21 protein-coding genes and 1 tRNA gene are annotated in these 25,563 nt (G+C 42.8%); 8 read left to right on the forward strand and 14 right to left on the reverse strand.

Annotation, left to right across the window (positions count from 1 at the left end):
* Window positions 1-209: 209 nt before the first annotated feature.
* Entirely contained in the window at window positions 210-3,704 is a 3,495-nt protein-coding gene (locus tag ACSAZL_RS20215; RefSeq protein WP_440946356.1) for an S-layer protein domain-containing protein, read from the forward strand.
* 170 nt (window positions 3,705-3,874) lie between these two features.
* Here ACSAZL_RS20215 and ACSAZL_RS20220 read toward each other — a convergent pair whose 3' ends face one another.
* On the reverse strand, window positions 3,875-4,396 hold the full coding sequence (locus ACSAZL_RS20220) for a helix-turn-helix domain-containing protein (RefSeq protein ID WP_011020126.1): 522 nt from the start codon (window positions 4,394-4,396) through the stop codon (window positions 3,875-3,877).
* Between the two features lie 421 nt (window positions 4,397-4,817).
* Here ACSAZL_RS20220 and ACSAZL_RS20225 point away from each other — a divergent pair, with 421 nt between their 5' ends.
* The 3 genes from ACSAZL_RS20225 to ACSAZL_RS20235 all read left to right on the forward strand — a co-directional run bounded on the left by ACSAZL_RS20225 (window position 4,818) and on the right by ACSAZL_RS20235 (window position 7,529).
* Window positions 4,818-5,837, forward strand: a complete 1,020-nt coding sequence (locus ACSAZL_RS20225) for an ABC transporter substrate-binding protein (RefSeq protein ID WP_440946357.1) — start codon at window positions 4,818-4,820, stop codon at window positions 5,835-5,837.
* 137 nt (window positions 5,838-5,974) lie between these two features.
* Window positions 5,975-6,763 (forward strand): ABC transporter permease, encoded by a 789-nt coding sequence (locus ACSAZL_RS20230; RefSeq protein ID WP_440946358.1) that lies wholly within the window; start codon window positions 5,975-5,977, stop codon window positions 6,761-6,763.
* 1 nt (window position 6,764) lies between these two features.
* Complete coding sequence (locus ACSAZL_RS20235) at window positions 6,765-7,529, forward strand: ABC transporter ATP-binding protein (protein ID WP_440946359.1); 765 nt, start codon at window positions 6,765-6,767, stop codon at window positions 7,527-7,529.
* A gap of 261 nt (window positions 7,530-7,790) precedes the next feature.
* Here ACSAZL_RS20235 and ACSAZL_RS20240 read toward each other — a convergent pair whose 3' ends face one another.
* The 5 genes from ACSAZL_RS20240 to ACSAZL_RS20260 form a co-directional block, all read right to left on the reverse strand.
* Window positions 7,791-8,216 carry a polymer-forming cytoskeletal protein gene (locus ACSAZL_RS20240; RefSeq protein WP_440946360.1) on the reverse strand — a complete coding sequence of 142 codons (426 nt, stop codon included), beginning with the start codon at window positions 8,214-8,216 and terminating at the stop codon, window positions 7,791-7,793.
* A 420-nt stretch (window positions 8,217-8,636) separates the two neighbouring features.
* On the reverse strand, window positions 8,637-8,843 hold the full coding sequence (locus tag ACSAZL_RS20245) for a TRAM domain-containing protein (RefSeq protein WP_048064799.1): 207 nt from the start codon (window positions 8,841-8,843) through the stop codon (window positions 8,637-8,639).
* A gap of 57 nt (window positions 8,844-8,900) precedes the next feature.
* Window positions 8,901-9,107 (reverse strand): TRAM domain-containing protein, encoded by a 207-nt coding sequence (locus ACSAZL_RS20250; RefSeq protein WP_011033303.1) that lies wholly within the window; start codon window positions 9,105-9,107, stop codon window positions 8,901-8,903.
* A 68-nt stretch (window positions 9,108-9,175) separates the two neighbouring features.
* Window positions 9,176-9,382 carry a TRAM domain-containing protein gene (locus ACSAZL_RS20255; RefSeq protein ID WP_011033302.1) on the reverse strand — a complete coding sequence of 69 codons (207 nt, stop codon included), beginning with the start codon at window positions 9,380-9,382 and terminating at the stop codon, window positions 9,176-9,178.
* A 66-nt stretch (window positions 9,383-9,448) separates the two neighbouring features.
* A complete protein-coding gene (locus ACSAZL_RS20260) occupies window positions 9,449-9,655 on the reverse strand; it encodes a TRAM domain-containing protein (protein ID WP_048175167.1) in 207 nt (68 codons plus the stop codon).
* A gap of 550 nt (window positions 9,656-10,205) precedes the next feature.
* On the opposite strand from ACSAZL_RS20260, the gene ACSAZL_RS20265 reads away from it, so the two are divergent.
* Window positions 10,206-10,279: transfer RNA gene (locus tag ACSAZL_RS20265), tRNA-Lys, on the forward strand.
* A gap of 698 nt (window positions 10,280-10,977) precedes the next feature.
* The gene (locus ACSAZL_RS20270; RefSeq protein ID WP_048128601.1) at window positions 10,978-11,148 is read left to right on the forward strand and encodes a ribbon-helix-helix domain-containing protein; all 171 of its coding nucleotides are present in this window, start codon (window positions 10,978-10,980) and stop codon (window positions 11,146-11,148) included.
* A 411-nt stretch (window positions 11,149-11,559) separates the two neighbouring features.
* Here the strand turns inward: ACSAZL_RS20270 and ACSAZL_RS20275 are convergent, their stop codons facing one another.
* Window positions 11,560-12,594, reverse strand: a complete 1,035-nt coding sequence (locus ACSAZL_RS20275; RefSeq protein ID WP_440946361.1) for a methionine synthase — start codon at window positions 12,592-12,594, stop codon at window positions 11,560-11,562.
* 170 nt (window positions 12,595-12,764) lie between these two features.
* Window positions 12,765-13,808: a methionine synthase gene (locus ACSAZL_RS20280; RefSeq protein ID WP_440946362.1), complete on the reverse strand. Its 1,044-nt coding sequence runs from the start codon at window positions 13,806-13,808 to the stop codon at window positions 12,765-12,767.
* A 656-nt stretch (window positions 13,809-14,464) separates the two neighbouring features.
* On the opposite strand from ACSAZL_RS20280, the gene ACSAZL_RS20285 reads away from it, so the two are divergent.
* A complete protein-coding gene (locus tag ACSAZL_RS20285) occupies window positions 14,465-16,237 on the forward strand; it encodes an asparagine synthase-related protein (protein ID WP_440946363.1) in 1,773 nt (590 codons plus the stop codon).
* 186 nt (window positions 16,238-16,423) lie between these two features.
* Here ACSAZL_RS20285 and ACSAZL_RS20290 read toward each other — a convergent pair whose 3' ends face one another.
* Together ACSAZL_RS20290 and ACSAZL_RS20295 are read right to left on the reverse strand one after the other, a co-directional pair.
* On the reverse strand, window positions 16,424-17,833 hold the full coding sequence (locus ACSAZL_RS20290; protein ID WP_440946364.1) for an ATP-binding protein: 1,410 nt from the start codon (window positions 17,831-17,833) through the stop codon (window positions 16,424-16,426).
* Window positions 17,834-17,950: 117 nt separating this feature from the next.
* Window positions 17,951-18,277, reverse strand: a complete 327-nt coding sequence (locus ACSAZL_RS20295; RefSeq protein WP_440946365.1) for a hypothetical protein — start codon at window positions 18,275-18,277, stop codon at window positions 17,951-17,953.
* A 264-nt stretch (window positions 18,278-18,541) separates the two neighbouring features.
* Between ACSAZL_RS20295 and ACSAZL_RS20300 the strand changes: the two genes are divergently transcribed.
* On the forward strand, window positions 18,542-19,483 hold the full coding sequence (locus ACSAZL_RS20300; protein WP_440946366.1) for a DUF5655 domain-containing protein: 942 nt from the start codon (window positions 18,542-18,544) through the stop codon (window positions 19,481-19,483).
* Window positions 19,484-19,553: 70 nt separating this feature from the next.
* On the opposite strand, the gene ACSAZL_RS20305 is transcribed toward ACSAZL_RS20300, so the two are convergent.
* The 4 genes from ACSAZL_RS20305 to twy1 all read right to left on the reverse strand — a co-directional run bounded on the left by ACSAZL_RS20305 (window position 19,554) and on the right by twy1 (window position 25,451).
* Window positions 19,554-19,925: a hypothetical protein gene (locus ACSAZL_RS20305; RefSeq protein ID WP_440946367.1), complete on the reverse strand. Its 372-nt coding sequence runs from the start codon at window positions 19,923-19,925 to the stop codon at window positions 19,554-19,556.
* A 486-nt stretch (window positions 19,926-20,411) separates the two neighbouring features.
* Window positions 20,412-22,121, reverse strand: coding sequence for an arginine--tRNA ligase (gene argS, locus ACSAZL_RS20310; RefSeq protein ID WP_440946368.1), 1,710 nt, complete (start codon window positions 22,119-22,121; stop codon window positions 20,412-20,414).
* A gap of 187 nt (window positions 22,122-22,308) precedes the next feature.
* A complete protein-coding gene (gene prf1 / locus ACSAZL_RS20315) occupies window positions 22,309-23,556 on the reverse strand; it encodes a peptide chain release factor aRF-1 (RefSeq protein ID WP_440946369.1) in 1,248 nt (415 codons plus the stop codon).
* Between the two features lie 857 nt (window positions 23,557-24,413).
* A complete protein-coding gene (gene twy1 / locus ACSAZL_RS20320; RefSeq protein ID WP_440946370.1) occupies window positions 24,414-25,451 on the reverse strand; it encodes a 4-demethylwyosine synthase TYW1 in 1,038 nt (345 codons plus the stop codon).
* Window positions 25,452-25,563: the final 112 nt, after the last annotated feature.

The raw sequence follows: 25,563 nt of genomic DNA on the forward strand, positions 1-25,563 counted from the left end.
TCCTGATAAAAATTAAAGTTAACCACCTAATACAAAAATTCGCAAAATATAAAATTTTACAAATCGAGAGATAAAATAAAAAACAATCGACTTCTAAAAGTCCACAAATTCAGGAAAAAAATAGAACAAAGTTAATTCAAGTAAGTTAATTCAAATTGCAATATACTCACGACTACTATATTTTATGCACAAGGTTCAGAAGGTAAAATATGAAAAAAGCTAGTCTACAAATCTTTACAGCACTTCTGGTGCTGGGACTCTTCTGTGGGACTGTGTTTGCAGTTCCGTCCATATCAGGAGATGTCAACCCCAACCAGAATTCTACTGTTACAGGAACAGTCGGAGACACCCAAGATTTCACCATTCCTTTAAACGAAAGCGCCGATGTTATATGGACTGTAAATGGTTCGGACACAACAAGATCAACTGATTCAAGCAATATTTCAACTCTCAGTCACGAAATCCAGTCGGGTTCGTACCAGATAACAGCTTCCATAGATGGTGTAGGGCAAATAGCAGCCTGGAACGTAACCGGAACAGAAGGAGCTCCTGTGATCACTCTGTCCTCACCCTCGGATTCAAGTGTCAGCAACAACGTAGGAGATTCAAGAACGTTCACCGCGACTGTGAGCCGGACATCGGATATGACGTGGTCTCTTGATGGTGTTAATGTTCAAACAAACTCATCTGTAGATTCGTCTTCATATACTAACAGTTCTGCAGTAGAGGGTACACACACACTCACAGTGAACGCAGTAGATGGAAACGGAACTGCAGCGGAATCAAAGTCCTGGACATGGACAGTATCCTCATCATCATCAGGCGACGATGAAATAGATGTAGATATTGACCCTTCCGATGACACAATTGAGATGTCTGAAGGAGAATCCCAGACTTTCTATGTCAATGCTACAGACAGTCCGAGTTATATCAACGTTGAGTGGTTTGTCGATAACGACTCAGTGAAATCAGATACTGGCAGCACCGTAACTTCTTCTTCATACGAGTTTGAGCCAGATACTTCCGGAACCTACAATATTAAAGCAGTGGTCACGGATCCTGACGACAATTATGATTCGGTGACAGAAACGTGGAATGTGACAGTCCGGTCCAAGTACTATTTAAGCGGGAACAGGATCTGGGATGAAGACCTTGGGCTGTCCACTACATACACATGGAATGCCCAGAGTTACTCAGGCTTCTACTATGACCTTGATTCCGGGGTGTCTTCCGAAGAGATGACAATCACGGATATAGGCAGAAACATAGATGAAGGGGACATCGAGTACATCACAAAACCTACTGAAACCGACTTTGAATACAATGACTGGGGTTCGTACCAGATAATAGGTTTCATGGCAGAGAAATACTTCGCAGGCTACACTGATAACACCACAGTTGACGATGTAGACGATGTCAGCCTGATATCCGACGGAGTACTTTCCAAGATCCTTATTGACAGTGATGATAAAGAGTCCGCATATACAGGAGACTCCTTTGAACTTGAAGATGGTTATGCCCTTGACATCGTAGAAGTCGATGTTAATGGGGAAATCGTCTGGGTCCAGCTTGAAAAGGACGGAGATGTCGTTGACGACAATTTCATAGCCTCAGGCGATGACTACGTCTATAAAACCGAAATCGGAGATGCAGAAGACGTACCTATAATCATTGTCCATTTCGGTACGGTTTTCTCAAGTACTGAGACCTCTGCAGTCTTCATACAGGGGATCTTCCAGGTTTCGGATACTTATCTGGAACTTGAAAACGGAGATTCCTACGGGGAAATGGAAGTAACGTCCCTTAGCAGCGATCAAATAAAAATGAAGAATGATGACGACATAAGCCTTGATAAGGGCGACACAATTGACCTTATGGGCAAGATACAGATTCAGGTGGCTGATGACAATACACTGCGCTTTGCCCCGGTCCTTGATACCTCTGAAGAAGGGACTTACGAACTGCGCGGAACTGTCTATGATGAAGATGAAGATAACTCTCTCCCAACCTGGACGCCTTACAACTTTGAAGGTTTCTACTACAACATAGATGAGGGAATAGGGACTGAAGAGCTGAAAATCGAGGAACTGAATGACAGGGAAATCCCTGACGGAAAACTGGTCTACACGTCCTCACCCCAGGAAGTTGAGTTTGAACACGACGAGTGGGGTAATTTCACAGTTGTCGGGTTCATGGCAGAAAAATACTTTGCAGGATATCCCGAGGATACCGTCGACGGAGAAATTGACGATGTGAGCCTTCTTTCGGACAACGTCCTTTCCAAAGTACTCACGGACAGCGACGACAAAGAGTCCATGTACTCAGGTTCTGCCCTTGTGCTTGAAGAAGGCTATTCCCTGAACATCCTGCAAGTCGATGTTAATGGGGAGGTCGTCTGGGTCCAGCTTGAAAAGGACGGAGACGTCGTTGACGACGATTTCATATCATCAGGCGATGACTACATCTATGAAACCGAACTCGGGGATGCAGAAGATGTACCCATAATCATTGTCCATTTCGGTACGGTTTTCACAAGTACTGAGACCTCTGCAGTCTTCACGGAGGGTATCTTCCAGATCTCGGACGAGTACATTGAAATCAATAACGGAGATGCTTTCGACGAGATGGAGATCACCAGCGTCTCGGAAAGCGGCATCACAATGAAGAACGATGATGACATCGGGCTTGATGATGACGAAACCATCGACATTATGGGGGACGTCAAGTTCAAGACAGCTGATGACAGCACTCTCAGGTTCTACCCCTTCGTTGAAGTCGAAGGTGAAGGAACCAGCAGGGAACTCTCGATAAGCTTGCCTGATGAGATCGTCGTAGGCGACACTTTTGATATCGAGGTGACTGCAGGTGACGAGCCGGTAGAAGATGTCACTGTAAAAGTCAACTCATCCACAATAGGCAAAACCGACGCTGATGGACTTGTTGAGTACACTGCCGAAGAGGAAGGGACCTTCAAGATAACCGCAGAGAAGGACGACTACACCACCGCAAACATGAACATGAAAATTATTCCTCCGAAAGAGAAAATAAGCCTCAACATCTCTCCCGAAACCGTATACGTGGGAGATACGATTACCATAGAGGCCTTAAAAACAATAGGAGGAGACCCGATTGAAGGTGTAAACGTCTCAGTCGATGGTGATCTGATTGGGGAAACCGACTCCGACGGGCAGATCACGTACACCACGGAAGACGTCGGGAAAATAAAAATAAGCGCCAGTGGAGAGGGCTTCATTGACAAAAGTGTTGAAGTCACTGTAAAGGACTATGAAGCTATCTTCGAGTTCTCGAACCTGGTAATTGACCCGATAGAGGTTACAGCCGGAAAGGAAGCAACAATCACTATTGATGCCGAAAATACGGGGAACGCTGCAGGAGAATACGATGTTGAACTGATCGTGAACGACAGTTCGGTTGATTCCCAGCAGATCTCCCTTGATGTGGGACAAAGCACAACAGTAACCTTTGAACACATCGAAGAGGTTCCAGGCACCTATACTGTCGAAATAGAAGGACAGGAAGCCACCTATACGGTAAAAGAGAAGTCTTCTATCTTGCTTTATGCCCTGATAACCATTATCCTGTTACTGGGCGGTGGGATAGCTTACATGTTTACCAAAGGAGGCTGGGATGCGTCGACCATGCAGGCAAAGATGGACGAACTTATCAGGTCTGTAAAAAAGTAAACTGAGAAAAAGAAAGCTTAAACAAAAACGAGTTTAAACTCCCGCGTTAACTAAAACGCGGGTTTTTCTATTTTTAAAAAAAGGTTAAATTAATAGTTTTCAGTTTTATTCGAGCTTTACTATTAAAACGATTTATATGTGTTTTTTACATGTTTTATTTCCAATGTGATTTATTCCATCTTTTTAAGTGCAAGTTCGATGGCGTCTATAAGGCTGCTTTTAGGGATAATTGTTGTAACCGGAATGTTCAGGATTTTCTCAACAGTAGGGCTTACTATGGGAGCACAGACCAGGGCTTTTGCCCCATCCCTTTCAGCATTAACGGCTGCGATTATGGCTTCTTCCATTGAGGTCGCCGAATATTCCCTTATTGTGACCAGTCTGCCAGCGATTTTTTTCTTCGTTTCCACGATGTTGTCAAGTACCGATCGGGCTGCGATTACAGCGATAAATTCTCCGCTATCTGACTCCTTGATATCCCGGATTGTTTTTACAATCTGACGGAGGGTTTTAATGTTGGGGTCCCGGTTACCCGATAGGATCTTATAGAGGGTACTGGGGGGGATGTTTGCTTTTTTTGCAAAATCCACGGCAGTCAGGTTAAGGTCCTCCTTAATTACAGCAGAAAGTGTTTTCTGAAACACTTCATCGGACTCGAATGCGGATTTGATGACCTTGTCTGCAACGTTCATTAAAATTCAACCTCTGATCCTGTAAAAATTTTCAATAATTATAAAGGACTTACGTTTTACAGGAGTTTTATTCCTGAATGAGAAATATATCCAGATGTATTAATACATTTGGGTTATAATGGAAAAGCATTTGAGAAAATATATATAGCAAATTTCAAAGAATATTGACGCGTAAGAGACCGCTGTTTATTTTCACGGGAATTGTTCTTTCAAGCAAAAAATGAAAGAATGGGAAGAGAGGAAACGAGATTGCTTTTAACAAATTTGGAAAAAGTTAAGAAAAAAAGAGTGTAAAAGCCTTCAAATTTCCCCGAAGAAAACCCGGTCCCAGTAGATCTTATTTAGCAGGTAAGGTCTATTAGTGTTAGTGTTCTTAGTGTTAGTGTTTAGCGTTAGAAGAGGCAATTATTGAGGTGTAGTTTTGAGAAAATCAAGTATAATTATCCTTACTTTACTGCTTGCCGTATCGATCTTCGTATCCGGTTGCGTATCCGAAAATACAGATGAAAACGCAACTGAAGAAACTCCTGCAGCAATTACTGAACTGAACTTCGGCTACCAGCCGAGCACCCACCAGATTGCATACATGACTGCCTATGAGAAAGGATGGTGGCAGGAGGATCTTGCACCTTACGGAATTGAAAAAATAAATGAATATCAGTTTCCGACAGGTGCCCCGGAAATGCAGGCTATGATGGCCGGCGAACTGGACTTCGCATATGTTGGGGCAGCCCCGGTGATTACAGCTCTCAGCCAGGGCCTTGACGCAAAGATCGTTGCTCCTGTCCAGATCCAGGGTTCAGACCTTGTCCTTCGCCCTGAATACGATTACGAAAGCCCCGAAGATTTAAAAGGGCTCAAAATTGCCACCTTCCCGCCAGGAACAATTCAGGACACCCTGCTCAGAAACTGGCTCGAGGAAAACGGACTTGACCCTGAGAAAGATGTGACAATTCTTGCAATGGGCCCCGGAGACGCGGTCACCGCTATTTCAGCCAAACAGGTCGATGCCGTCTTCCTGCCTCACCCCTCCCCTGCAATAATTGAAAGTGAAGGCAATGGACGTTCAATTGTGTCTTCCGGAGAGATGACAGCAAACCACGCCTGCTGTGTACTCGTAGCAAGCGGGGAAATGATCAGGGAACACCCTGACATCGTGGAGCAGGTTGTAAAGACCCACATTAAAGCAACCGAATACAACCAGGCGAACGTAGACGAAGCCGCTCAGATCTATTCAAACAAGACCTCAGAGGATGTGGAAGTTGTACAGAAGTCCCTTGAGGAATGGGACGGAACCTGGATTACAGACCCCACGCTGATCGAAAACTCAACTGTAGAGTATGCAAACATTCAGTATGAACTCGGGTACATCCAGAAGCCTCTGACAAAGGAAGAAATCTTTGATACAAGCTTCTACGAAACAGCCAAAAATGAGGAATAAAAAAGAATTTTGAACTAAATTTTTGAGAAAAGTTCAAACTGCCTCTTTTATAAGAAGGGGTAGTTTGTACTCCAATTTGTTCTAAAAAATGGTAAACTGCCGGAAAGGTAAAAAACTAAGAATCCTTTTAATTAGACATGAAAATTAATTTCATAAAAACAATCGAAGAAAAAGGCGTTGAAGCATTATCTCTTATATTCGCAATTGCTATATGGCAGTTAGCAGCGGATAGGATCGTACAGAACAAATTGCTTCTGCCAAGTTTTTATGATGTGCTAATCTCTTTTTCCGTGATTGTCAAAAATGGGCTAATTTATACGGATACTCTGACAAGTTTGCTTCACTTTTCAATCGGTATTGCTGCCGCTTTTATCCTCGGAATCCCACTGGGAATAGCCATGGGGTGGTTCAAAGCAGTAAACAGGGCAGTCGACCCTATAATAGAAATCCTGCGCCCGATTCCTCCTCTTGCCTGGATCCCCTTTGCAATAGTATGGTTCGGGCTCACCCATCAGGCAGCAGGGTTTGTTGTATTTGTAGGAATGATCTTCCCTATTATCATCAATACCTATACGGGTTTCAAAAATGTACCGAGGGTTTATGTCGAAGCAGCAAAGGTTTTAGGCTGTACCCGAAATATAGACCTCATCCGCTTTGTTGCTATTCCCTCGGCCATGCCCTCGATTGCTGCAGGGATAAGGATTGCAATGGGTGTGGGCTGGATGTGCCTTGTAGCTGCCGAGATGTTCGGAGTCAGCAACAGAGGGCTTGGCTACCAGATCTGGCACAATTATTACCTGCACAGGATGGATTTCGTACTAGTCTATATGCTCCTGCTGGGGTTCATAGGTCTTTTAATAGACCGCTTCTTCAGATACTACGTGGATGAAAAACTGCTCAGATGGAAGACAGGAACTGTGGTATAAAATGGGTAGAGTAAGTGTAAAAAATGTTTCTCGTGTCTTCAGCAAAAAAGAAGATGAGTCCGGAACCGAAGCTCTGCATAATATAAGCTTTGATGTGCAGGACGGAGAGTTTATCTGCCTCCTCGGACCTTCAGGCTGCGGGAAGACAACGCTGCTCCGGATAGCTGCAGGGCTTGAGACCCTGACCTCAGGAGAGATTTCACTCAATGGAGTTCCTATAACAGGCCCTGACCCCAAAAGGGGAATGGTCTTCCAGCAATATTCTCTCTTTCCCTGGAGGACTGTTATAGATAATATCACCTTTGGGCTGGAAATGCAGGGAATCAAAAAGAGTGAAGCTCGGAAACAGGTGGAAAAGTACCTGGAACTTGTGGGCCTGGGGCAGTTCAAAAACAGCTACCCGCATGAGCTATCAGGAGGCATGCAGCAGAGAGCAGCCATTGCAAGAGCTCTTGCTAACGAGCCAGAGGTTCTTCTCATGGACGAGCCTTTCGGAGCTCTCGATGCCCAGACTCGAAACGTCCTCCAGGATGAACTCCTGAAGATATGGGAACAGAAACACGTAACATTCCTTTTTGTAACTCACAGCGTGGACGAAGCTGTTGTCCTTTCTGACAGGATAGTGGTCATGACCTCAAGGCCCGGAAGAGTAAAGGAGATCGTAAAAGTGGAATTACCCCGCCCACGAAGCCGTACAAGTCCGGAAGTAAACCATTTAAGAGATCATGTCCTCAAACTTCTGGAAGAGGAGCGGTTCAGCAAGTGAACCGCTGAAAAAGTACAGTTACAGAAAAAAGAAGTCATTGAAAAAGAAGTCATTGAAAAAGGGAGCCTTTGAAGGAAAAAGAGGCTATTAAAGAAGAAGTTGCTAAAAAACTCACATAAATTCTTTGAATAACAGGGCATAAAGGGATGAAAGTACCTGTCAAATCAAAGTACTTTCATGCCAAAGATGATACTAAAAAATAAGATGCCGAAGCAATTCCCTAAAAAAAGTGCTGATAAGTCATAAACTAACCGAAAATCATTATTCGGCCCGAATGATTACTTTTGTTAGCGGCTCTACTCTTTTCACGGCAACCTTTCCCACAAGCTCAAGAGTCCCTCCTGCTTTTACTGAACCGAGAGCGCAGCCGGGTCTTACACGGATGTCCCCCTCACAGGATGCAACATTTATCCAGGCACCGTCAAGAAGCACAAGTTCAGAAACCGTTTCTATACTACCCAGAATTTTTGCTGCCGCACAGACAAGGGCACTTCTGGCTTTCACATTGCCCTGAATAATCGAACCTTTCCCGAGCTCAAGCCTGCCAGATACGGTGAGGCTTTTCCAGAACTTCACGTCCTGCCCGACAATAAGATTGCCTTCCAGGATAAGGTCTTCTTCGAGAAAAGCTCCTTTTTCAATCACGTAAGTGTTGGACCGGGGGTGGTACTTGATAAAGCTCATCATTAGAAATCACTCCGGGTTACTGTCCCCGGCTATCGATCGAAGAAAGCCGCAAACAACGGTTTTTAAGGCATCGGTAAAAACTTTGCCAATTGGATTTCAAAGTATGATTGAACATCTATTATATAATAGCATCGAATGTTCAATATCAGAAGCCTGAAAAAAAGGTTGTTAAAGGTTAACGTATGGTCACGGAAACCAAACAAAGGAAGCTAAACAAAGGACTCAAGCAAGAAGACTAACAGGAAAATTAAGCAAGAAAACTACAAGAAAATTAAACAAGGAAATTTTATTACAGAAAAAGAGGTTCCGGCACGTTCTGGAAGCCGGAAATTAGTTAGAATACTGAAATTAACAGCAAAAAGACTGAAAAATGATTTTTTTATTATTTTTCAGTCCTGTTGTTCTAATAAATTGTCCTGTTTATTCAACAAGGCTGGCAAAACCGTATTTAGGAAGTACCCTTTCGATTTTGATCCTTACTTCGTCGCCGACTTTGGTACCCGGAACAAAGATTACGAAGCCCTCTATGCGGGCAATGCCGTCTCCCTGACGGGCGATGTCCTGAATTGTAACATCGTAGACTTCGCCTTCTTCAACAGGAACAGAGCTACTTTCTTCTCTGAACATTAAAATCATTCCTTTGATTTAATAGAATTTCGCGTAACCGAGTGTTTTCCGGCTACTTTACTCGACAACGCTTGCAAACGCAAATTTCGGAAGTACCCTTTCGACCTTGATGCGGACTTCATCGCCGACTTTGGTACCCGGGACAAAGATCACAAAGCCTTCGATACGGGCAATGCCGTCTCCCTGGCGAGCAATATCCTGAATTGTAACATCGTAGACTTCGCCCTCTTCAACAGGGACTGAGCGACTTTCTTCTCTGAACATGAAAACCATTCCTTAAATTTACTTTAATTAATTTTTAGCATCAATTAAATTGATTCTCTTACCCACACTTACTCGACAACACTTGCAAATGCAAATTTCGGGAGTACTCTTTCGACCTTAATCTGGACTTCGTCGCCAACACTGGTGTTAGGGACAAAGACTACAAAACCCTCAATACGAGCGATGCCGTCTCCCTGACGGGCGATGTCCTGAATTGTGACATCATAAACTTCACCTTCTTCGACAGGGACTGGGCGACTTTCTTCTCTGAACATTAAAATCATTCCTTAATTTTACTTTAGTTAAAAATTAACATAATTGACTTATTTTTCAACCCACACTTACTCGACAACACTTGCGAATGCAAATTTCGGAAGTACTCTTTCGACCTTAATCTGGACTTCGTCGCCAACACTTGTATTCGGGACAAAAACCACAAAGCCTTCGATACGGGCAATGCCGTCTCCCTGGCGAGCGATATCCTGAATAGTTACGTCGTAAGTTTTGCCCTCTTCAACGGGCACAGAAGTACGTTCATCTCTAAACATTAGGTTCATTCCTTTAACTTTATTAACCAGCTTATAAAAGCTCCATCGATAGAACAGAAAAGAGTAAAAACAGTACTTAACAAACCAAACTGGAAAAACCAAATTTCGGAAGTACACATTCTACTTTATCTATTACGGTCAACTAATCCCCAATAGAGCTTCGGATAAGTCAATTAATTGGTCATACTCATATTCGCTTGTATATAACGTTTTGCTTTAATGCCCTTCAATAAAGAAAAATAGAGAAGTTCGGAGATTATCTGAAACTCGATTTCCGGAGTTCAGCATTCTTGCTTCAAAAACACAATAAGTAATGACAGTTATTATTAATTAATATAAAAGATAAAACTATTCAGAATAAAATTTAGTCTTACTATAAAAAGCAACTATTCCATATAAATGTAAATTTTTTCTGGATCTTAAAGAGAAAGCAGAAAAAATTCGGCATTCATTTTCTGAAAAACTATATGGAGTACCCCTTTAGGCGCAACCTATAAATATTTGAAAATACATTGTGAGAGTCGCTCATTAAATGAGAACAATAATGTGTGGGCCCGTAGCTTAGTCAGGCAGAGCGATGGACTCTTAATCCATAGGCCGGGGGTTCAAATCCCTTCGGGCCCGCTGATCTCATTAATCTCTTTTGCAGCTTTTTTTAGCAGGAATCATTTCCAAAAATCCTGTTCAAAAACTATTTCATAATTCTTTTTCAAAAACTATTTCATAATTCTTTTTCAAAAACTATTTCATAATTCTTTTTCAAAAACTATTTCATAATTCTTTTTCAAAAACCATTTTCAAACCCTTATCTGGCACTTTTCCTTACTGTTCTTTAATCTAACTTCAGATGATTCAGATGGCTCTCAATCCAGTTTAAACTCACCTTAGATGCTTCACAGATAACCCGCCTAAAAGGTGTTTGTGAAGCCTTAAGCAGCATGCTGATGAGAAACTTTATTTCCTATACATTCTGAGCGTTGTATCGCTCCAACCGATCCCAGGCAGCTTAAACAGATCCTGTATGACTCTAACAACCCAGACAACTTTAACAACCCAGACAACTTTAACAACCCAAGCAACTTTAACAACCCAAGCAACTTCAACAATCAAGGCAACTTTAACAATCCTGTGAACTCTAAATCTAACTTGAAGATCTATGAATTCTGACGATCAGTGCAACTCAAACGGACTCTTCTCGGATTCTATCCATTAAAAGAATCCATCGAATCTGGAAGGGAGAAATAAGGGTCGAAGGAAGAAGTTATCAACCAGAAAAGACAAAATTCGAAATCAAAAAAGAAAAACATTGGAGTGCAACCCTGATGCCAAAAGTAAGTGTTGAAATTCCTCAGGAGCTCCTGGATGACCTCAACAGGCATGTAGGAGATAACAAAAAGTTCGTCAGCCAATCTGATGCCATCCGGACTTCTATTCGTAAAATGCTGGATATGATGGATGACATAGACAGAAGGCGTGGAAGGCTGAACGAGTAAACCACTTATGCATTAATGAGCGAACTCGGATGAACAAAATCAGATGAACAAAATCAGACGAACAAAATCAGATGAACAAAATCGAAGACAGGAAAATATGTAAAAACATAAATAAGACAAAACTTAACCAGAACCCTCATCGACCCCAGAACTCTCATCCGACCGGAAAGTTGCCGGAGAAGAATACCCCTTTATTTCCACTGTGTTTAAACATCAATAGACTATTTTTACAGGATTCCTATAGTCAAGCAGAGTTTCCACTGGAACGAAAAATGAGGGCTGACCTGGATATAGTTCAGAGAATTTTCTGAATATTTCGGGTTGGAATCTCCAGCTAAAACTACTGGCTGAAATTTTAGGCTGATCTGGGCAATTTTTCTGGTTAGTTTTCAAAAAGAAATGGTTTCAGGGTTAACAACTTTCCCTGAAATCCTTGATGCCCTGCGCAACGTTCGAAAGCAGGATAAAAGCTATTTTCTGGTTGGGCCAGGAGCCCAGGCCACAGTCAGGACCCACATACCTTATCAGGCTGCCAAAACGTCTGTAAGACAGCTTCAGCCTTTTTGTAATGACAGCCGGAGTTTCCAGTTGCGTAACAATCTCTGGCAGATACTGCTGATCCTTCCAGACGTTGGTACAGTATTTCTCATTCAGGATTCCTGCCAGGGAGTAGATATCTGTTCTTGCGATTCCGAGCCTCAGAAAAGAATCCGTATCTTCAAGCACTTTTTTGTCGATAAGCTCCAGATAGGAAGGAGTGCCTGCAGACTCCACCCCTATCACATTGATCGTAGGGGTCTGGCAGGCAAAATTGTAATAAAGAGCGGAATGAAGATGGATTTCTACATCAGCTCCCCTCTTACTTGCCGACCTGGAGGCTTCGGTAAGGGCAGAGATGATTTCGTTCTCGTCAAAGGCAAGTTCAGGGTTCAGCCCTATGCTTGGCTCGTCAATAGAAACCGTTGCAATCTTGAAATGCTTTGCAGATTTCATAGAGTTTCGGACGAATTTGTTGACGTTTTTTGCAAAAAGCGTATATATATCCGTATACCTTGTGCCCCCGAATTCCTTCAGGTAGAGTTCGGTCGGGCCGGTTACACAGATCCGGACCTTTAAGGTTTCTCCGAATTTTTCTTTATAGGCTTTTGCAACCTTTTCTATAGCCTCAAGCTCTTCGATTCTTGCACATTCCAGTTTTACCTCAAACGGGCCTTCAGTGCATTCCGAGTCCCGGATAACCTTCAGGAACTGTTCATTCATGTCCTGATACTGAGGATAAGTAGGAACCTCTACACCTGCATCGATCTTCTGCTGAAAAGCATCGTTGATTACAGTAAAGAGTTTCTCATCTTCTGCTCTCGTTTTAAATGCGTTTTGGACCCATTCCTTACTGACTCCCTCAGGGAGAGGATAACTTCCGATATCGTCAAAGATGATTTCTTGCATGTCCTCTTAGTATACCTGCAAGAATTTATCATTATTGGAAAGACAGTAAAATTATAAAAAGACAGAGAGTAAAGCAGAGGAAAGATATCAAAAATTTCCCTGCTCATATTCCGGAGCTATTTTTCTGGATTATTCTTTTCCGGATTTTCTGGATTGATCTCTTTATGGGGTTACCCCTTGTTTTTCATTTCGGCATTGAATGCATTGATGCCTTTTGCCGTATTCTCAAGCAGCCTGAAAGCAAGTTCCTGGTCAGGCCAGAATGCCAGCCCGCAGTCCGGACTTGCATATTTTATACGGTCCCCAAGGATGGAAAAAGCATTCTTAAGCCGCTTTTTTACGAGCTCAGGAGTTTCGAGGTCAGTAACAATCTTTTGCATGTACTCCTTTTCCTTCCAGGCATTGACTCCATAGTTCTCATTAACCATGCCTATAAGGCTGGAAATATCGGTTCTCGAGACTCCGAGCCTTATGTAAGTATTCGAGTCCTCCAGAATTTTTTTGTCCATAAGGTCTATGTAAGAAGGAGTTGCAGCATACTCAAACCCAAGGACATTGATAGGGGTTTCGCAAACAAGTTTGTACTTCAATGGAGAGTGCAGATGGATCTCCACATCCGCCCCCTGTTTCCGCGCGTAGGTTGAGGCCAGAGTAAGGGCAGAGACGATATCGGAGTCAGAAAACTGGATTCTGTCGTTCATTCCGAGACTGGGCTCGTCCAGAGCAATAACCCTGATTTTGAAATTCTTTGCAGCTTTAAACGCCTGCTTTATGAAATTCTCGATATCAAGAGCCATTACATGGTATGCATCTGCAAAAGCAGTCGCTCCGAAAGCCTGAAGATACAGATCCGTAGGGCCGGCAACGCAAACTCTCACTTCCAGAGTCGCCCCTGTCTTTTCTCTGTACTGCTTTGCAACCTCGTCAATTATCTCCAGCTCAAGGATTTTTGCATGCTCCTCTTTTACCACATAAGGCTCGTAACAGTTCTTTTCATCTTTGACTATGTCAAGAAACTGCCCGATCATGTCCCTGAACTGCGGATAAGTGGGAACTTGTACCCCAACATCAATTTTTTTCTGGAAAGTCTCCCTTACCAGAGAAAAGAGTTTTTCGTCCTCATCCCGGTTTTCAGCTGCCGCTTTAACCCATTCCCTTGTGAGACCCTCAGGTGTGGGAAGGCTGCCTCCGTCGATAAAAGTGATGTCCTGCATATGCATAATGTAAGACAGATCGGGTATTATAAGTATTGGAATTACTCTGGATAATAAATTAAAAAGCATGGGTACCGAACCTTTATTCATTAAACAAAGTTGCCGAGTGAAAATCAGGTCTCCAAAATCGAAACATAAAAAAATATTTGATAAACTAAATATAAAAAGAAATTTAAGGTATTGAAGATTATATAATAAAAAGAATTTTTAGAGTATAAATCTCTTAAACGTTCCCTTTGGAAAAAAGGCGGCAATTAAAAGGAAATAAATTGAAGCTTGATGGGGGATAAATAGCTGTATAAGGTCTTAACTGATTTAAAATAGAGTATGTGTTACTCATTTAAAATCGTATAACATTATAAAAAATAAGGAGATTTCTTGAGATCATTTCTGAAAATTGATCCCTGAACTGATCCCTGAACTGATCCATCCTCATAATTCAACCAAAGATGCGTCTTCGGCCATATATTAGGAACAACAAATTACCAAAGTGCTACAATCTGGATGCAATAAAACCCTGGCTTTACAGTTGATCTAGAGCCATTGAAATTTAAAGCTGGAGACATGATGTCCAAATTAATGAGAAACACTGCAAAACCTGTATCAGGAAAAACCATTACAGACTCTGAGCTTTCCAATTTAGGGGGATCTGAACTATGAAAAATGAAATAAAATTACTGAATGAGTACCATCCCTGGAAAGAGGTAAAAATTAAGGGAGCCAGATGTTACCTGAAAGGAAACGTATTTTTTGAGAATGAACTCCAGAGTCCGGAAAAATTTGCTGAGCTGGTATCCGCCTTAATCTGCAAAGGGGGGCAGGGCAGAGAAAAAGAAATCGGAGCCCTTCTTGAGAAATTAAATGGGGAGTTTGCGTTTGTTGCCGAGACAAAAAATACTATATTTTGCGCTGTTGATAAAACAAGAAGCATTCCTCTTTTTTATATAAAAACAAGGACCGGTTTTCTTGTATCAGATAGTGCCTGCTATTTAAAAGATAAAATCAATCAGCCCCTGAATGAGGAAAATGCGGCAGAGTTCATGGTCGCCGGATACGTAACAGGCAACGAGACGCTCTTTGATGACATAAAGCAGATAAGAACCGGGGAATTTTTAATTTATCAGAAAAATGAGAAGCGCCTAAAATCCTGCCATTACTTCCGATTTTTACACGGAGACTATTATGAACTGCCTGAGACCGGATTGCTTGAACTTCTGGACCGGACCCTTGTAAATGCCTTCTCAAGGCTTATAGAAAGCACCAGCAAGCAGGGAAAGAGGCTGGTAGTCCCGTTAAGCGGGGGGCTTGATTCACGCATCATTGTTGGAATGCTAAAAAGGCTCGGAGTTAATGATGTTATATGTATGAGCTATGGAAGGAAAGGCAGCCGGGAATCAGATATCGGCAGACACGTGGCAGAAGCCCTGGGATATGAGTGGCTTTTCGTAGAATACACCGCAAAAAAATGGCATGAGTGTTACAATTCAAAGGAAGCCGATTTGTTCCGGATATTGGCTGGAAATTTATCATCTCTCCCGCACATGCAGGACTTTCTGGCAGTTAAAGAGCTGAAAAGCCAGGGGAAGATTCCGGAAAATTCAGTATTTATCCCCGGGCACAGTGGAGATATGCTTGCAGGCAGTCATATTCCTCCGTATTGCCTCGACAATTCAGGGGACTTCAGTTTGGAAGCTTATCTGGAAGCCTCCTTGAAAAAACATTACAACCTCTGGAAATGGCCTCATGGGCAGGGACTTGAAAAAATCTTCAAGCAGAGGATAAGCAAGTCAACAGCAGGGCTGGAAATCAAAGATAATGAAACATTTGCAAATGCAATAGAATTCTTTGATTTCAATGAAAGACAGTCAAAGTTCATAGTCAATTCAGTCAGAGTCTACGAGTTTTTCAGATATGAGTGGAGAACTCCTTTCTGGGACACCGAATTTATTAATTTCTTCTTAAAAGTTCCGATAAAACACAGAATAAACCAGGACCTCTACAAAAAATATGCCAGAGACTGCCTGTTTTCAGGAGATCTGGAGATGCTTAAAAAAATTGATTGTACTACCGATATACTGAACCTCAAGGCCCTGGAAAAGCGCTCAAAGTATGAAAAACTCCTTTATTACAGGACATTCGTTCACAGCTACTACGATGAAAAAGTGAATAATCCTATGTGGGGAAGATATTTTGAAAACCCTCTTCTTTCGAGATTTCTAATTAAAGTTTCAAGATATGACAATGAAAACATTGAGGAATATCCGCTACTAAAAATGATTCTGGAATACAGAAACGAAGAAAAGTACCCCATATCAGTGAACGGAATAAGTACTCTGGAATACCTTGCAGGCATCAAGGGAGAAGCTTATTCGTCCAGAAGCAAGAAGGTTCTGAAGCCAGCCGGATACCCGACAAAAAGACCTCTTTAATTAGCGGATATTATTAGCGGATATTATTAACGGATATCAATTAGCTAATGTTAACTAGCTGATATCAATTAGCTAATATTAACTAGCTAACATGAAAATGAGAAAAATTAAAGTCAAAAAATCTTGAGAATGGAGGGAAGGGGAGCGAAATTAACTGTATAACAGAAAATTTCCTTCGGGGTGGGCTTAACTTTCAACCAGATCAGCCTTTTCGACCAGATTTTCCAGTTCCAGTATCAGATAGCCATCTTCAAGCAAACGTTTTTTTCCTCCTACGGTTTTCCCTACAAGCAGGTATTTTTTTTCCGGATCTCCCTGTCTTTCTCCCGATTTCAAGTTCTTCCCCCATTTTACCTCCACCGATTTTTCCACAAGCCGGTTCAGAGTCTGCCTTGCCTCCTTTTCCGTGAGGGCTTTCCACTTAACCTCACCAAAAATGATCCTGTTCTGGCTGCTGTCCAGCCCAACAACATCGATTTCTTCCTCTTTATCCCACCAGCGCCCAAAAATATAATCCGAAAATCCGGGACTGGATTTCAGGTATTCGAGGACTATTTCTTCGTAAGCAAAGCCTGCAAAGGTGTTCAGGACAGGGCTTATTTTATCCCCTATAAGTTTCTCCTGCCTACCCTGCTCGATATATTCGGCATTTTCAAAGACAAATCGGAACCAGAACTTAAAGTAGTTATCTTTGAGGAGGTAAATGCCCTTCTTTGAACTTTCAGGACTTTTTTCCGTGACAGGAACCCTTCTTTCGATGATATGGAGTTCTTTTAAAACACTCAGGTACTTCGTAATCTTGCTCTTCTCAAGCCCTGTGTCGTTCATTATCTCTCCCAGTCTGGTATTCCCTTTTGCAATGGAATTTATTATCGAGTAATATATCCTGGGTTCGGTGAGCTCCTGCTGGAGCACGAACATTGTATCCTGATAGAGGAAAGTATTCTTCTGCAGGATTCGGTCCCTTATATTTTCCAGAAGGGGTTTTCCGTAATCGAACTCGAGAAGGTACGCAGGTGCCCCTCCCAGTACCGCATAAGTAAGGACTTTATCTTCCGGCTCCAGCTGCGGAAAAAACTCACAGGCTTCCCTGAACTTCAGGGGCTCAAGCAGGATCTGTTCTGTCCTCCTGCCGTAAAGCGGAGATTTATACCCGAGCAGAGATTCCATCATGGCAATGGAAGAGCCGCAGAGCACCAGGAAAGTCTTCTTTTTGCTGAAATAGCGGTCCCAGTACTCTTGAAGGATTGAAGGCAGAGCCCTGTTTGCCTCAACAAGGTAAGGAAACTCATCAAACAGGACAGGGGTTTCCTTTTGTGCAAGATAAATGAAAAGGGCATCGTAATTCTGAAAAGGGCTGTGCCTCAGGACATCATCATCAAAGAATTCCGCAATTTCGGAACTCATCTTTTTAAGCTGCCCCTCATATGCCTCCTGCCGGGCCACAAGATAGAGAGCCCTGTGCCTGCGAGCAAATTCGTTCAGAAGCTCGGTTTTCCCAACACGGCGCTTCCCGTAGAGGAGGATCAGTTTGGGCTTGCCTTCAGCATGGAGGTTTTCGAAGAGGGAAAGCTCAGCTTTCCGGTTGAGAAACATAATAATATTTAGAGCATTAAGATACTTAAGAGTATACTATTTTAAAGTAGTATACTTGAAAGTATAATCCCTTAAAGTATATTAATTTCGAATAATGAGGAAATCAATAATTTAGGTTCAATCCTTTTTACTGCATACTTTTTTCGAAGTCTTCCACAGAAGGTAAAACCAATTTTCATCAAGTTCCATGTCTCCCCAGTCAAGGCCTCCTTCACGGAGAAGATTACGAACGTATATTCCAAGGCCAAAATGCCCCTCTACAGCAAAATCAAGATTCTGTTCAAATTTCTCAAAAGTCTCTTTCAGGATATCCGCCGGCATATTCGAAGCAAGGTAATTGATTGCATTTTCTATTTCTTCATCTTGGATCTCACGATAAAATCGCTTGAAAGAAAGAGCAACATGGAGTCTTTCCTTAGAAGTGTTAGAATTTTCAGGTTCCATGGAAGCAATCTTCCTTGATGAGGTCTCTCTTTGATTGGATACTACCGCTTCTGTCTCATTTATGTTATAGTATGACGATTAATTGACGACTAATGATACTTGTTAAAAAACAATATTATTCAGTAAAATCTATCTGTATGCTTAAAGTTTTAATTTACTTCGTTTCTCTGATAACAGAAGATTAAGTAATTAGATTTACTAATATGTTTTCGATTAAACACAAGAGATCAAATTTGTAAATCTTATTTGGAAAAGGGGAACAAAATGAGTGACACTCGCATTTTCAAAATTAACGGAGATTCAGCACGAGAACTGAAAGGATCTTCTATTGCTCTGGAAAAATCTCTCCAGAACTACATGGAAAAGAACTTGGAAACACTGTTGGGAATTAAATTTCTTGCGAGTGAATACTCAACTGGAAAAACACATGGAGGACGAATTGACACACTTGGTATTGACGAAAATAATTCCCCCGTTATAATTGAATACAAGAGAACCTTAAACGAGAATGTGATAAACCAGGGATTATTTTATCTCGACTGGCTCCTCGACCATAAAGCGGAATTCAAACTTAAGGTAATGGAAATTCTTGGTACTGAAACTGCCAATGAAATTGAATGGGGAATCCCACGTTTAATTTGCATTGCAGGTGATTTCACAAAATACGATGTGCATGCAATACAGCAAATAAACCGTAATATTGAACTCCTTCGTTATCTGAAGTTTGAAGACGATCTTCTCCTTCTAGATCTTGTAAGTGCAACTAATGTGCAAAATACGGGCAATTCTTTGAGAAATGAGAAAAATATAGAAATCAAAGCAAAACAGAACAGCATCAAAAAATGGTCTAGCAAGTCTGTAAGTGAATATATAGAACAATCTGATTCCGAAATTCAGAACCGATATGAAGAGTTAAAATCGTTCATCGAAGCCTTAGGTGATGATGTACAGTTCAAAGCGCTCAAGAATTACATAGCTTTCAAAAGGTTGAGAAACTTTGCATGTGTAGAAGTTCATCCTCAAACAAGAAACATTCTCGTATTTGTTAAAATAAATCCAGATCAAATCATTTTAGAGCCTGGATTTACAAGAGATGTGAGAAATATAGGACATTTCGGAACAGGCGATTTGGAGATTACCATACGATCAGATGATGACTTGAAAAAAGCAGAAGATCTGATAAGGCAAAGTTATGATAACAACTGAGAACGAAACTTCGCAAAAAAGAAAAAGGAAAAAACTATCTAAAAAGCTTGATTTTTCTATTTTCCTACACTCAATATCTCTTCCTGTACTTTGCGAGGAGTTCGTTATTCGTTTCAAAAGCTTTTTCCTCAATGTACCCTTTTTCTCGAGCCCATTCAAAAAAGCTCTGGAGAACTTTTGCAGCTGTCCCGATGAACTTTTTACCTCCTCCAACCTCAATCACGTAGTCCTCGAGAAAATCCTTAATTCCATCGGAGCTGAGCTGTTCGGGTCCAAAAACGTCAAAGTAACTTTTGCCTTCAGGCCGGGCGGTACAAAGAGCCCTGTCTTCATCTGACAGGTAGTCCTCTGCATTGAGTTCAAGGAATTCCTCGTAAAGAAGGATCACATCTTCACAGTCCATGAAGGCATCAGGCTTTAAACAGGTTTCCTGTTCACTCAAAAATGTCCTAAAAGCTTCATTTATAGTGATCATACTTATCGCTGCAACGTTACTTTGTAGAGTAATATGAGCTTGTTATAAAGGGTCATATATTTTTCTAGAATATGTTTTGTGCAAAACCACTGTCGTTGTTTCTGGTGTCCTGTCAATCAAGTAATGCCGTATTAAACGGGTTACAGTCATTCATTCGATACTTGATGATTGACAGGACGCTAGTTACAGTGTTTTAATTACAGCGTTTCAACTAGCGAACAAAGAACAGGGGACGAAGAACGGGGGACGAAGGACAAGAAACCGAGAACAAAAATCATAAAACGAAGAAACCAAAAACAAGAATCATAAAACAAGGAAACCGAGGACGAAAATCGTAAAACAAGGAGGATAAAAAGGAATGGAGAGATAGGGAAAAAAGGAAAACGAATAATTTATTACTATTTTCCTCTTTTCCGTTTTTTTCTCTTTGTTGCTTCCTCTTTGTTCATACTTTCACATTGATTCAGGAGCACCTATCCCCAGCGTATCAAGAGAATTTGCAAGGACAATCCTTGCGCAGTCTACGAGGGCAAGCCTTGAAGCCCTGACCTGCTCGTCTTCGGCTGCGATAACCGGGACAAAGCGGTAGAACTGATTGAAGGCATCGGCAAGTTCGCGAGCGTAGATTGCAAGGACGTGGGGTTTGAGTTCACGGGCTCCGAGGTCGATTACGCCGTCAAACATTGCCATCTTCTTGATGAGATCGATTTCGCTGTCCTCGACAAGGAGAGAGGGGTTAATCTCTGCTGCAGGGTCCCAGGCGACTTCTTCTTTTGCTTTCTCAAGGATGCTGCAGGCACGGGCATGAGAGTACTGGATGTAGGGAGCGCCCTGTTTTTCAAAGTCAAGGGCTTCTTTCCAGTTGAAGACCGTGGATTTTTCGGGGGAGACCCTTACAATGTCATAGCGGACTGCACCTATTCCGACCATTTCCGCAACCTGTTTCTTAAATTCGGTTGAAGTTTCGGGGCGGCGGGTTTCAACCTGCTCGAAGGCAGCTTCGGTGACCCTGTCAAAGAGGTCATCCGCACTTATGAACTGGCCGCGGCGGGTGCTCATCGAGCCTTCGGGGAGAGAGACGAACTCAAAAATTACGACTTCCGGCTCCTTGATTCCTATCGAATTCAGCGTAGCCCTGAGCTGGCCGGAAATAAGCTTGTGATCGGCTCCGAAAACGTCGATTATACGGTCTGCCTGCCCGGCTTTCCATTCATGGTAGGCAAGGTCGCGGGTTGTGTAGAGGGAGGTGCCGTTTGAGCGCTGGATAACAAGGGTCTTTTCAAACCCGTAGTCCGAAAGGTCTACCACAAGGGCTCCTTTATCCGTTTCAGTCCTGCCGGTAGCCTTGATGCGCTCGACAATGTCGTGGACTGCCCCGGACTTGAGGAAGCGAGACTCATTCACGAATTTATCATGCACGACATTTAAGCGGAGGAGGGTTTCTTTGATCCCGGCAACAGCAAGGGAAACTGCCTTATCAAAACGTTCGATAGTTTTGAGGTCTCCGGTTTCGACCTTTTCCATAAGGGCATCGATTTCCCTTACATAGTCGGGGTTTTTGTCCAGTTCGACATTAGCTTTGATATATACGTCAGCAATTGCAGCATCGGACTTCCTGGAAAGGTCAAGCTCAAAGCGTTCGCATGCCCAGGAAACCACCGCAATCTGACGTCCCATGTCGTTAACATAGTACTGGACCTCAACATCGTACCCTGCGCGCCTGAGGATACGGGCAAGAGTGTCCCCTATAATCGAATTGCGGATATGCCCTACGTGCAGGGGGCCGTTAGGGTTTGCCGAGGTGTGCTCAAGGAGGATCCTGTCCTTCGGAGCTCCACAGCCGAATTTTTCCTTTTCTTCCCGGACAGCCGTTACGGTTTCGTCCAGGTAGTGCCTGCCTGCAAGGAAGTTAATGTAAGGGCCTGCAGCACTTACTTTTCCTATGTACGAGCCTTCAGGAATTTCAATTGCAGAAACGATACGGGATGCAAGCTCTTTTGGGTTTTGCTTGTGAATGCTTGCAAGCCTGAAGGCGGCTCTGCTTGCAAGGTCAGCATGGGAGGAGGTTTCGAACTGAAGTTCGGAATCCTCAACCTCAAACCCGACCTTTCGGATAGCCTCTTTTAAGATTGATGTAGCCTGAGCTTTGAGTTCCAGGAACAAGATAAATCACCTGTATAAATAACCGTGAAAAACTATGAAATTCCTTGATATGATAGCCTTGATGTGATAGCTTTTATCCTATTAACTTTTGATCCACTGATCTTAGGACAGTTTAATTAAAAGAGTATCGGATAAAAAATTAGTGGATAGGGGACTTTGCCCCCTCTGGAGAGATCACCTTCGGTACTCAGATTCCGGTACTGTACCTCAGGATTGCAGCAATGCCTCCAAAAGCATTCATTAACTGGGAACCTTCGTCAAAGTCGGTGGATACGAAAACTACCTTCGCGTTGCTCTTGTCGGCAAGCTCTGAGAATTCGTCCACAACGTCTATAACGTCCGTAACCTCAAGGGAAGAACCGCACTTGGGGCAGTTACCGGCCGTGGGAGCAGGTTCTCCGGGTTTCCAGCGCCGTGTCCACTTATTCTCGTATCCGCATACACTGCATCTCGTGGTTACTCTTTCCGCCCGAAGGTCTTCGGAGAGCAGGAGCACGTCCACTGCATTGATCTCGAGGTTTGCCCTGACCTGGGATTCTCCGTAAGCTACCTTACCAGAATCGGCAATCAGTTCCTTGAAAAAATCTCTGACTGCGTTCTTCTGTCCCATAAGCTCAAGGTCCTGGAGCTTTTCTCCTGCAGCATTAACAAGCTCGGAAAGCCCGGACTCGTCAGTATATGCCGTATCAAAGAGCCCGAGGATTTTCTTCTGGAGTTCATGGTGCAGGAACTCCCCGCCGTAGAACTCTTCCTTTGTCGGAGAGGGACCTCCTATCAGGACGCCTTTGAGGTCTTTATGATCAACAGCCATAAAGATCTCACTTGCAGCATCTCCTATCCTCTTGTAGAAATCGTGAATTGCAATGAGCCTGAGCTGCTGGAAACGGTGGGCACTCTGACCACCTTTCCTCTGCTTTCCGGGAACCGTTGAGGTCAGGTTGCGGAAGGCCTGGATTCGTTTTCCGACCAGAAGTCCTATGGTCGCTTCTCTGCGGTCAAGAACAAGAAGCCCGAAGGTGCTCTTATCCTTGAGCATATCCTCAAGAGGCTCAAGATAAAAAGATGAGTCGCAGTGGTACTTGTAGACAGTAATGGGTTCGGGAGGAATGATTACCTCACTTTCCATGCTTGTCTTGTTGGCTCCGATGTCCACAGCCCCTGTAAAGTACACTATTCCGTTCTCAGGTACTTTATCCAGGTATCTGAGCCTTGAGAGCAGAGATTCAATTGCTCCCTGCACATTCGTCCTCGTAAGTTTGGACTTTATGTTTGCAGCCTGCCCGTGCTCGTCTTTTAACTGGTTTGTGACATCGAAAATCTGCTTGTCAGCAGGAATATAAAGGGAAATAAGCTCCGTGCTCCTTCCTTTCTTATCCCTGAGGCTTTCAAGCTTCTTTTTAAATTCGTACTTTTCGTGTGCGGATTGTTCAGTCATTTTAAAAATTCCCCGATGAATAAAGCAGTAAGATTCGTGATTATCGTGAATCTGATAGTGAATTGATCTTAATTGAGATCGATTTGTATTGAGATTGATTTGTATTGAGATTGATTTGTATTGAGATTGTCCAGTTTAACCGGGATATATCTGGTTCAGTTAGAGATTTCTGTTGAAACCGATGATTTCAACTGAAAAGTTATAAAGTCCGGCATCATAATAAATTTAGTTATTCAGTGTAATATTTGTTTGGCATATTGGACTCGTTTAGCGTATCGGTTGGCATACAACGGATAACCGGAGGATTTGATAAGGATAAATCACACAGTGAGTTCCTGTCTCACCCGAAATCCGGGTACAAAAACCGCCTGGAATACGAAGAACCTGAGAGTGAGAAATACACCCTTCAGAAGCCGACATCTCAGCAAATCGCTAAAACTTGCTCTTATGCTGCATAAACCCGCCAGGTTTCGCATTCTTTTGATCGCACTAGATATGAGACATAATATTACTCAGACTGTATGTGATAATTAACGGCTTGATTTAATTTAATACTGGATTAATCCCTGTGGGATGATACTCTAATTGAAACTTAGGTTTATATTTGTTTCTATTCCCCGACTTTTTTTATATATTCATTTAACTATAAAAACATTCCTGTACACTAATCTCTTACTTTAGAATTCACTTTCAGATAGAAGAGAGATAGAGAAAATAGAGAAAAAAGGGAGAACTGACCGGATAAGTGAAAATCGAAAATAAAAAGAGTTGGATAAAAAGAGTTGGATAAAAAGGTAAGTAAAAATAAGGAAAAAGTCAGGTAAAAAACCTGGTAAAAAAGGTTATCTAAGAAAGGTTTAGTCCTGACAGGAAATCTTTTTCACAGGAGACTTTTTTCCGTCCTTTGAGAGCAGGACAACCCGACTGATTTCGGACTCATCTGCTATCTCATACCCCAGGTGTTTTGCAAGCTTTTTTGAAAACTCCAATACATCTTCATGGGCAGGCATGGCAGAACGGTCCAGACGGAGGCGCGAAAAGCCGAGGTGCATGTAAGCCTTTATCTCCACAAAATCCGGGGAGGCTCTTTTAATCAGTTCGGCGTAGCCTTCCGGATTGAATATATTTTCGCCCTTTACCAGTGTGGTCCGGATGACTGTTCTTGAGCATTTATCCCTCATGATGTCCAGAGACTCGTTGATCCTGTCCCAGAGGGCAGGCGATTTTGGCTGGCAGACTCTGAGGTAGGTCTCGAGGTCCGGGGCATCAAGACTCATGTATAACTGAGAAGGGTTGACCTTTGCAAGCATTGAAGGGACGGTTCCGTTTGTAACCAGAAAGGTGGTAAAACCTCTCTTTTCATATTCCTCGATAAGTTCAGGAAGGTAAGGGTAAAAGGTCGGCTCTCCGGACAGGGAGATTGCAACGTTATTGGGTTCATTACCTTCAAGCCAGCGCTCCCTGAGTGCATTCGGAGAACCCCCGAAACCCGTGATCAATTTGCGCTGGCAGGCGATGCTTTCCTCAACTATTTTTTCAGGGGAATCCCATTCTCCGGGTGCAGGGACCGGGACCTCAGTCGGGCGCCAGCAGAAAAGGCAGCGCTGGTTGCATATGAGAGTGGGAGTCATCTGGAGGCAGCGGTGGGACCGGACGCCATAAAACTTCGATTTGTAGCAAAAGCCTTCGTCGTTCATGGCTTTTCTGAGCCAGAGGCAGGTTTTTACTGCCGAGTGGCGGCCTGCGAGAGCATAGCCCTGCTTTTTAAGAAGGGTCGCAAAATCAGGGATATCAAAGGGGAGAGAGCCCTGTTCTTCACTCCGATTTTCTTCCAGGATTTCCGGAAAGCTTTCTCCGAAATCTTCTTTCTCTTCCTTTCTTTCTTCAAGTGGCATTTTCCGGATATTAAATCTTTGTGGTATATATAAGGATCGGAAAATAATTTTAGAGAACTTCGGGGGGAACCGGACCTGAACCCGAACAGGATCTAAACCCGCAGACTCGGGC

The organism is Methanosarcina mangrovi (assembly GCF_052057765.1).
GTDB lineage: Archaea > Halobacteriota > Methanosarcinia > Methanosarcinales > Methanosarcinaceae > Methanosarcina.

Excerpts from the sequence above, each read along its gene's own strand:
- ACSAZL_RS20255 (WP_011033302.1), bottom strand. The coding sequence starts at position 9,382 with ATGTTCAGAGAAGAAAGTCGCCCAGTCCCTGTCGAAGAAGGTGAAGTT.
- ACSAZL_RS20285 (WP_440946363.1), top strand. The coding sequence starts at position 14,465 with ATGAAAAATGAAATAAAATTACTGAATGAGTACCATCCCTGGAAAGAG.
- ACSAZL_RS20295 (WP_440946365.1), bottom strand. The coding sequence starts at position 18,277 with ATGGAACCTGAAAATTCTAACACTTCTAAGGAAAGACTCCATGTTGCT.
- ACSAZL_RS20290 (WP_440946364.1), bottom strand. The coding sequence starts at position 17,833 with ATGTTTCTCAACCGGAAAGCTGAGCTTTCCCTCTTCGAAAACCTCCAT.
- ACSAZL_RS20275 (WP_440946361.1), bottom strand. The coding sequence starts at position 12,594 with ATGCAAGAAATCATCTTTGACGATATCGGAAGTTATCCTCTCCCTGAG.
- ACSAZL_RS20250 (WP_011033303.1), bottom strand. The coding sequence starts at position 9,107 with ATGTTCAGAGAAGAAAGTCGCTCAGTCCCTGTTGAAGAGGGCGAAGTC.
- ACSAZL_RS20235 (WP_440946359.1), top strand. The coding sequence starts at position 6,765 with ATGGGTAGAGTAAGTGTAAAAAATGTTTCTCGTGTCTTCAGCAAAAAA.
- ACSAZL_RS20240 (WP_440946360.1), bottom strand. The coding sequence starts at position 8,216 with ATGATGAGCTTTATCAAGTACCACCCCCGGTCCAACACTTACGTGATT.
- ACSAZL_RS20280 (WP_440946362.1), bottom strand. The coding sequence starts at position 13,808 with ATGCAGGACATCACTTTTATCGACGGAGGCAGCCTTCCCACACCTGAG.
- ACSAZL_RS20260 (WP_048175167.1), bottom strand. The coding sequence starts at position 9,655 with ATGTTTAGAGATGAACGTACTTCTGTGCCCGTTGAAGAGGGCAAAACT.
- ACSAZL_RS20230 (WP_440946358.1), top strand. The coding sequence starts at position 5,975 with ATGAAAATTAATTTCATAAAAACAATCGAAGAAAAAGGCGTTGAAGCA.
- twy1 (WP_440946370.1), bottom strand. The coding sequence starts at position 25,451 with ATGCCACTTGAAGAAAGAAAGGAAGAGAAAGAAGATTTCGGAGAAAGC.
- ACSAZL_RS20300 (WP_440946366.1), top strand. The coding sequence starts at position 18,542 with ATGAGTGACACTCGCATTTTCAAAATTAACGGAGATTCAGCACGAGAA.
- ACSAZL_RS20215 (WP_440946356.1), top strand. The coding sequence starts at position 210 with ATGAAAAAAGCTAGTCTACAAATCTTTACAGCACTTCTGGTGCTGGGA.
- ACSAZL_RS20220 (WP_011020126.1), bottom strand. The coding sequence starts at position 4,396 with ATGAACGTTGCAGACAAGGTCATCAAATCCGCATTCGAGTCCGATGAA.
- prf1 (WP_440946369.1), bottom strand. The coding sequence starts at position 23,556 with ATGACTGAACAATCCGCACACGAAAAGTACGAATTTAAAAAGAAGCTT.
- ACSAZL_RS20270 (WP_048128601.1), top strand. The coding sequence starts at position 10,978 with ATGCCAAAAGTAAGTGTTGAAATTCCTCAGGAGCTCCTGGATGACCTC.
- ACSAZL_RS20245 (WP_048064799.1), bottom strand. The coding sequence starts at position 8,843 with ATGTTCAGAGAAGAAAGTAGCTCTGTTCCTGTTGAAGAAGGCGAAGTC.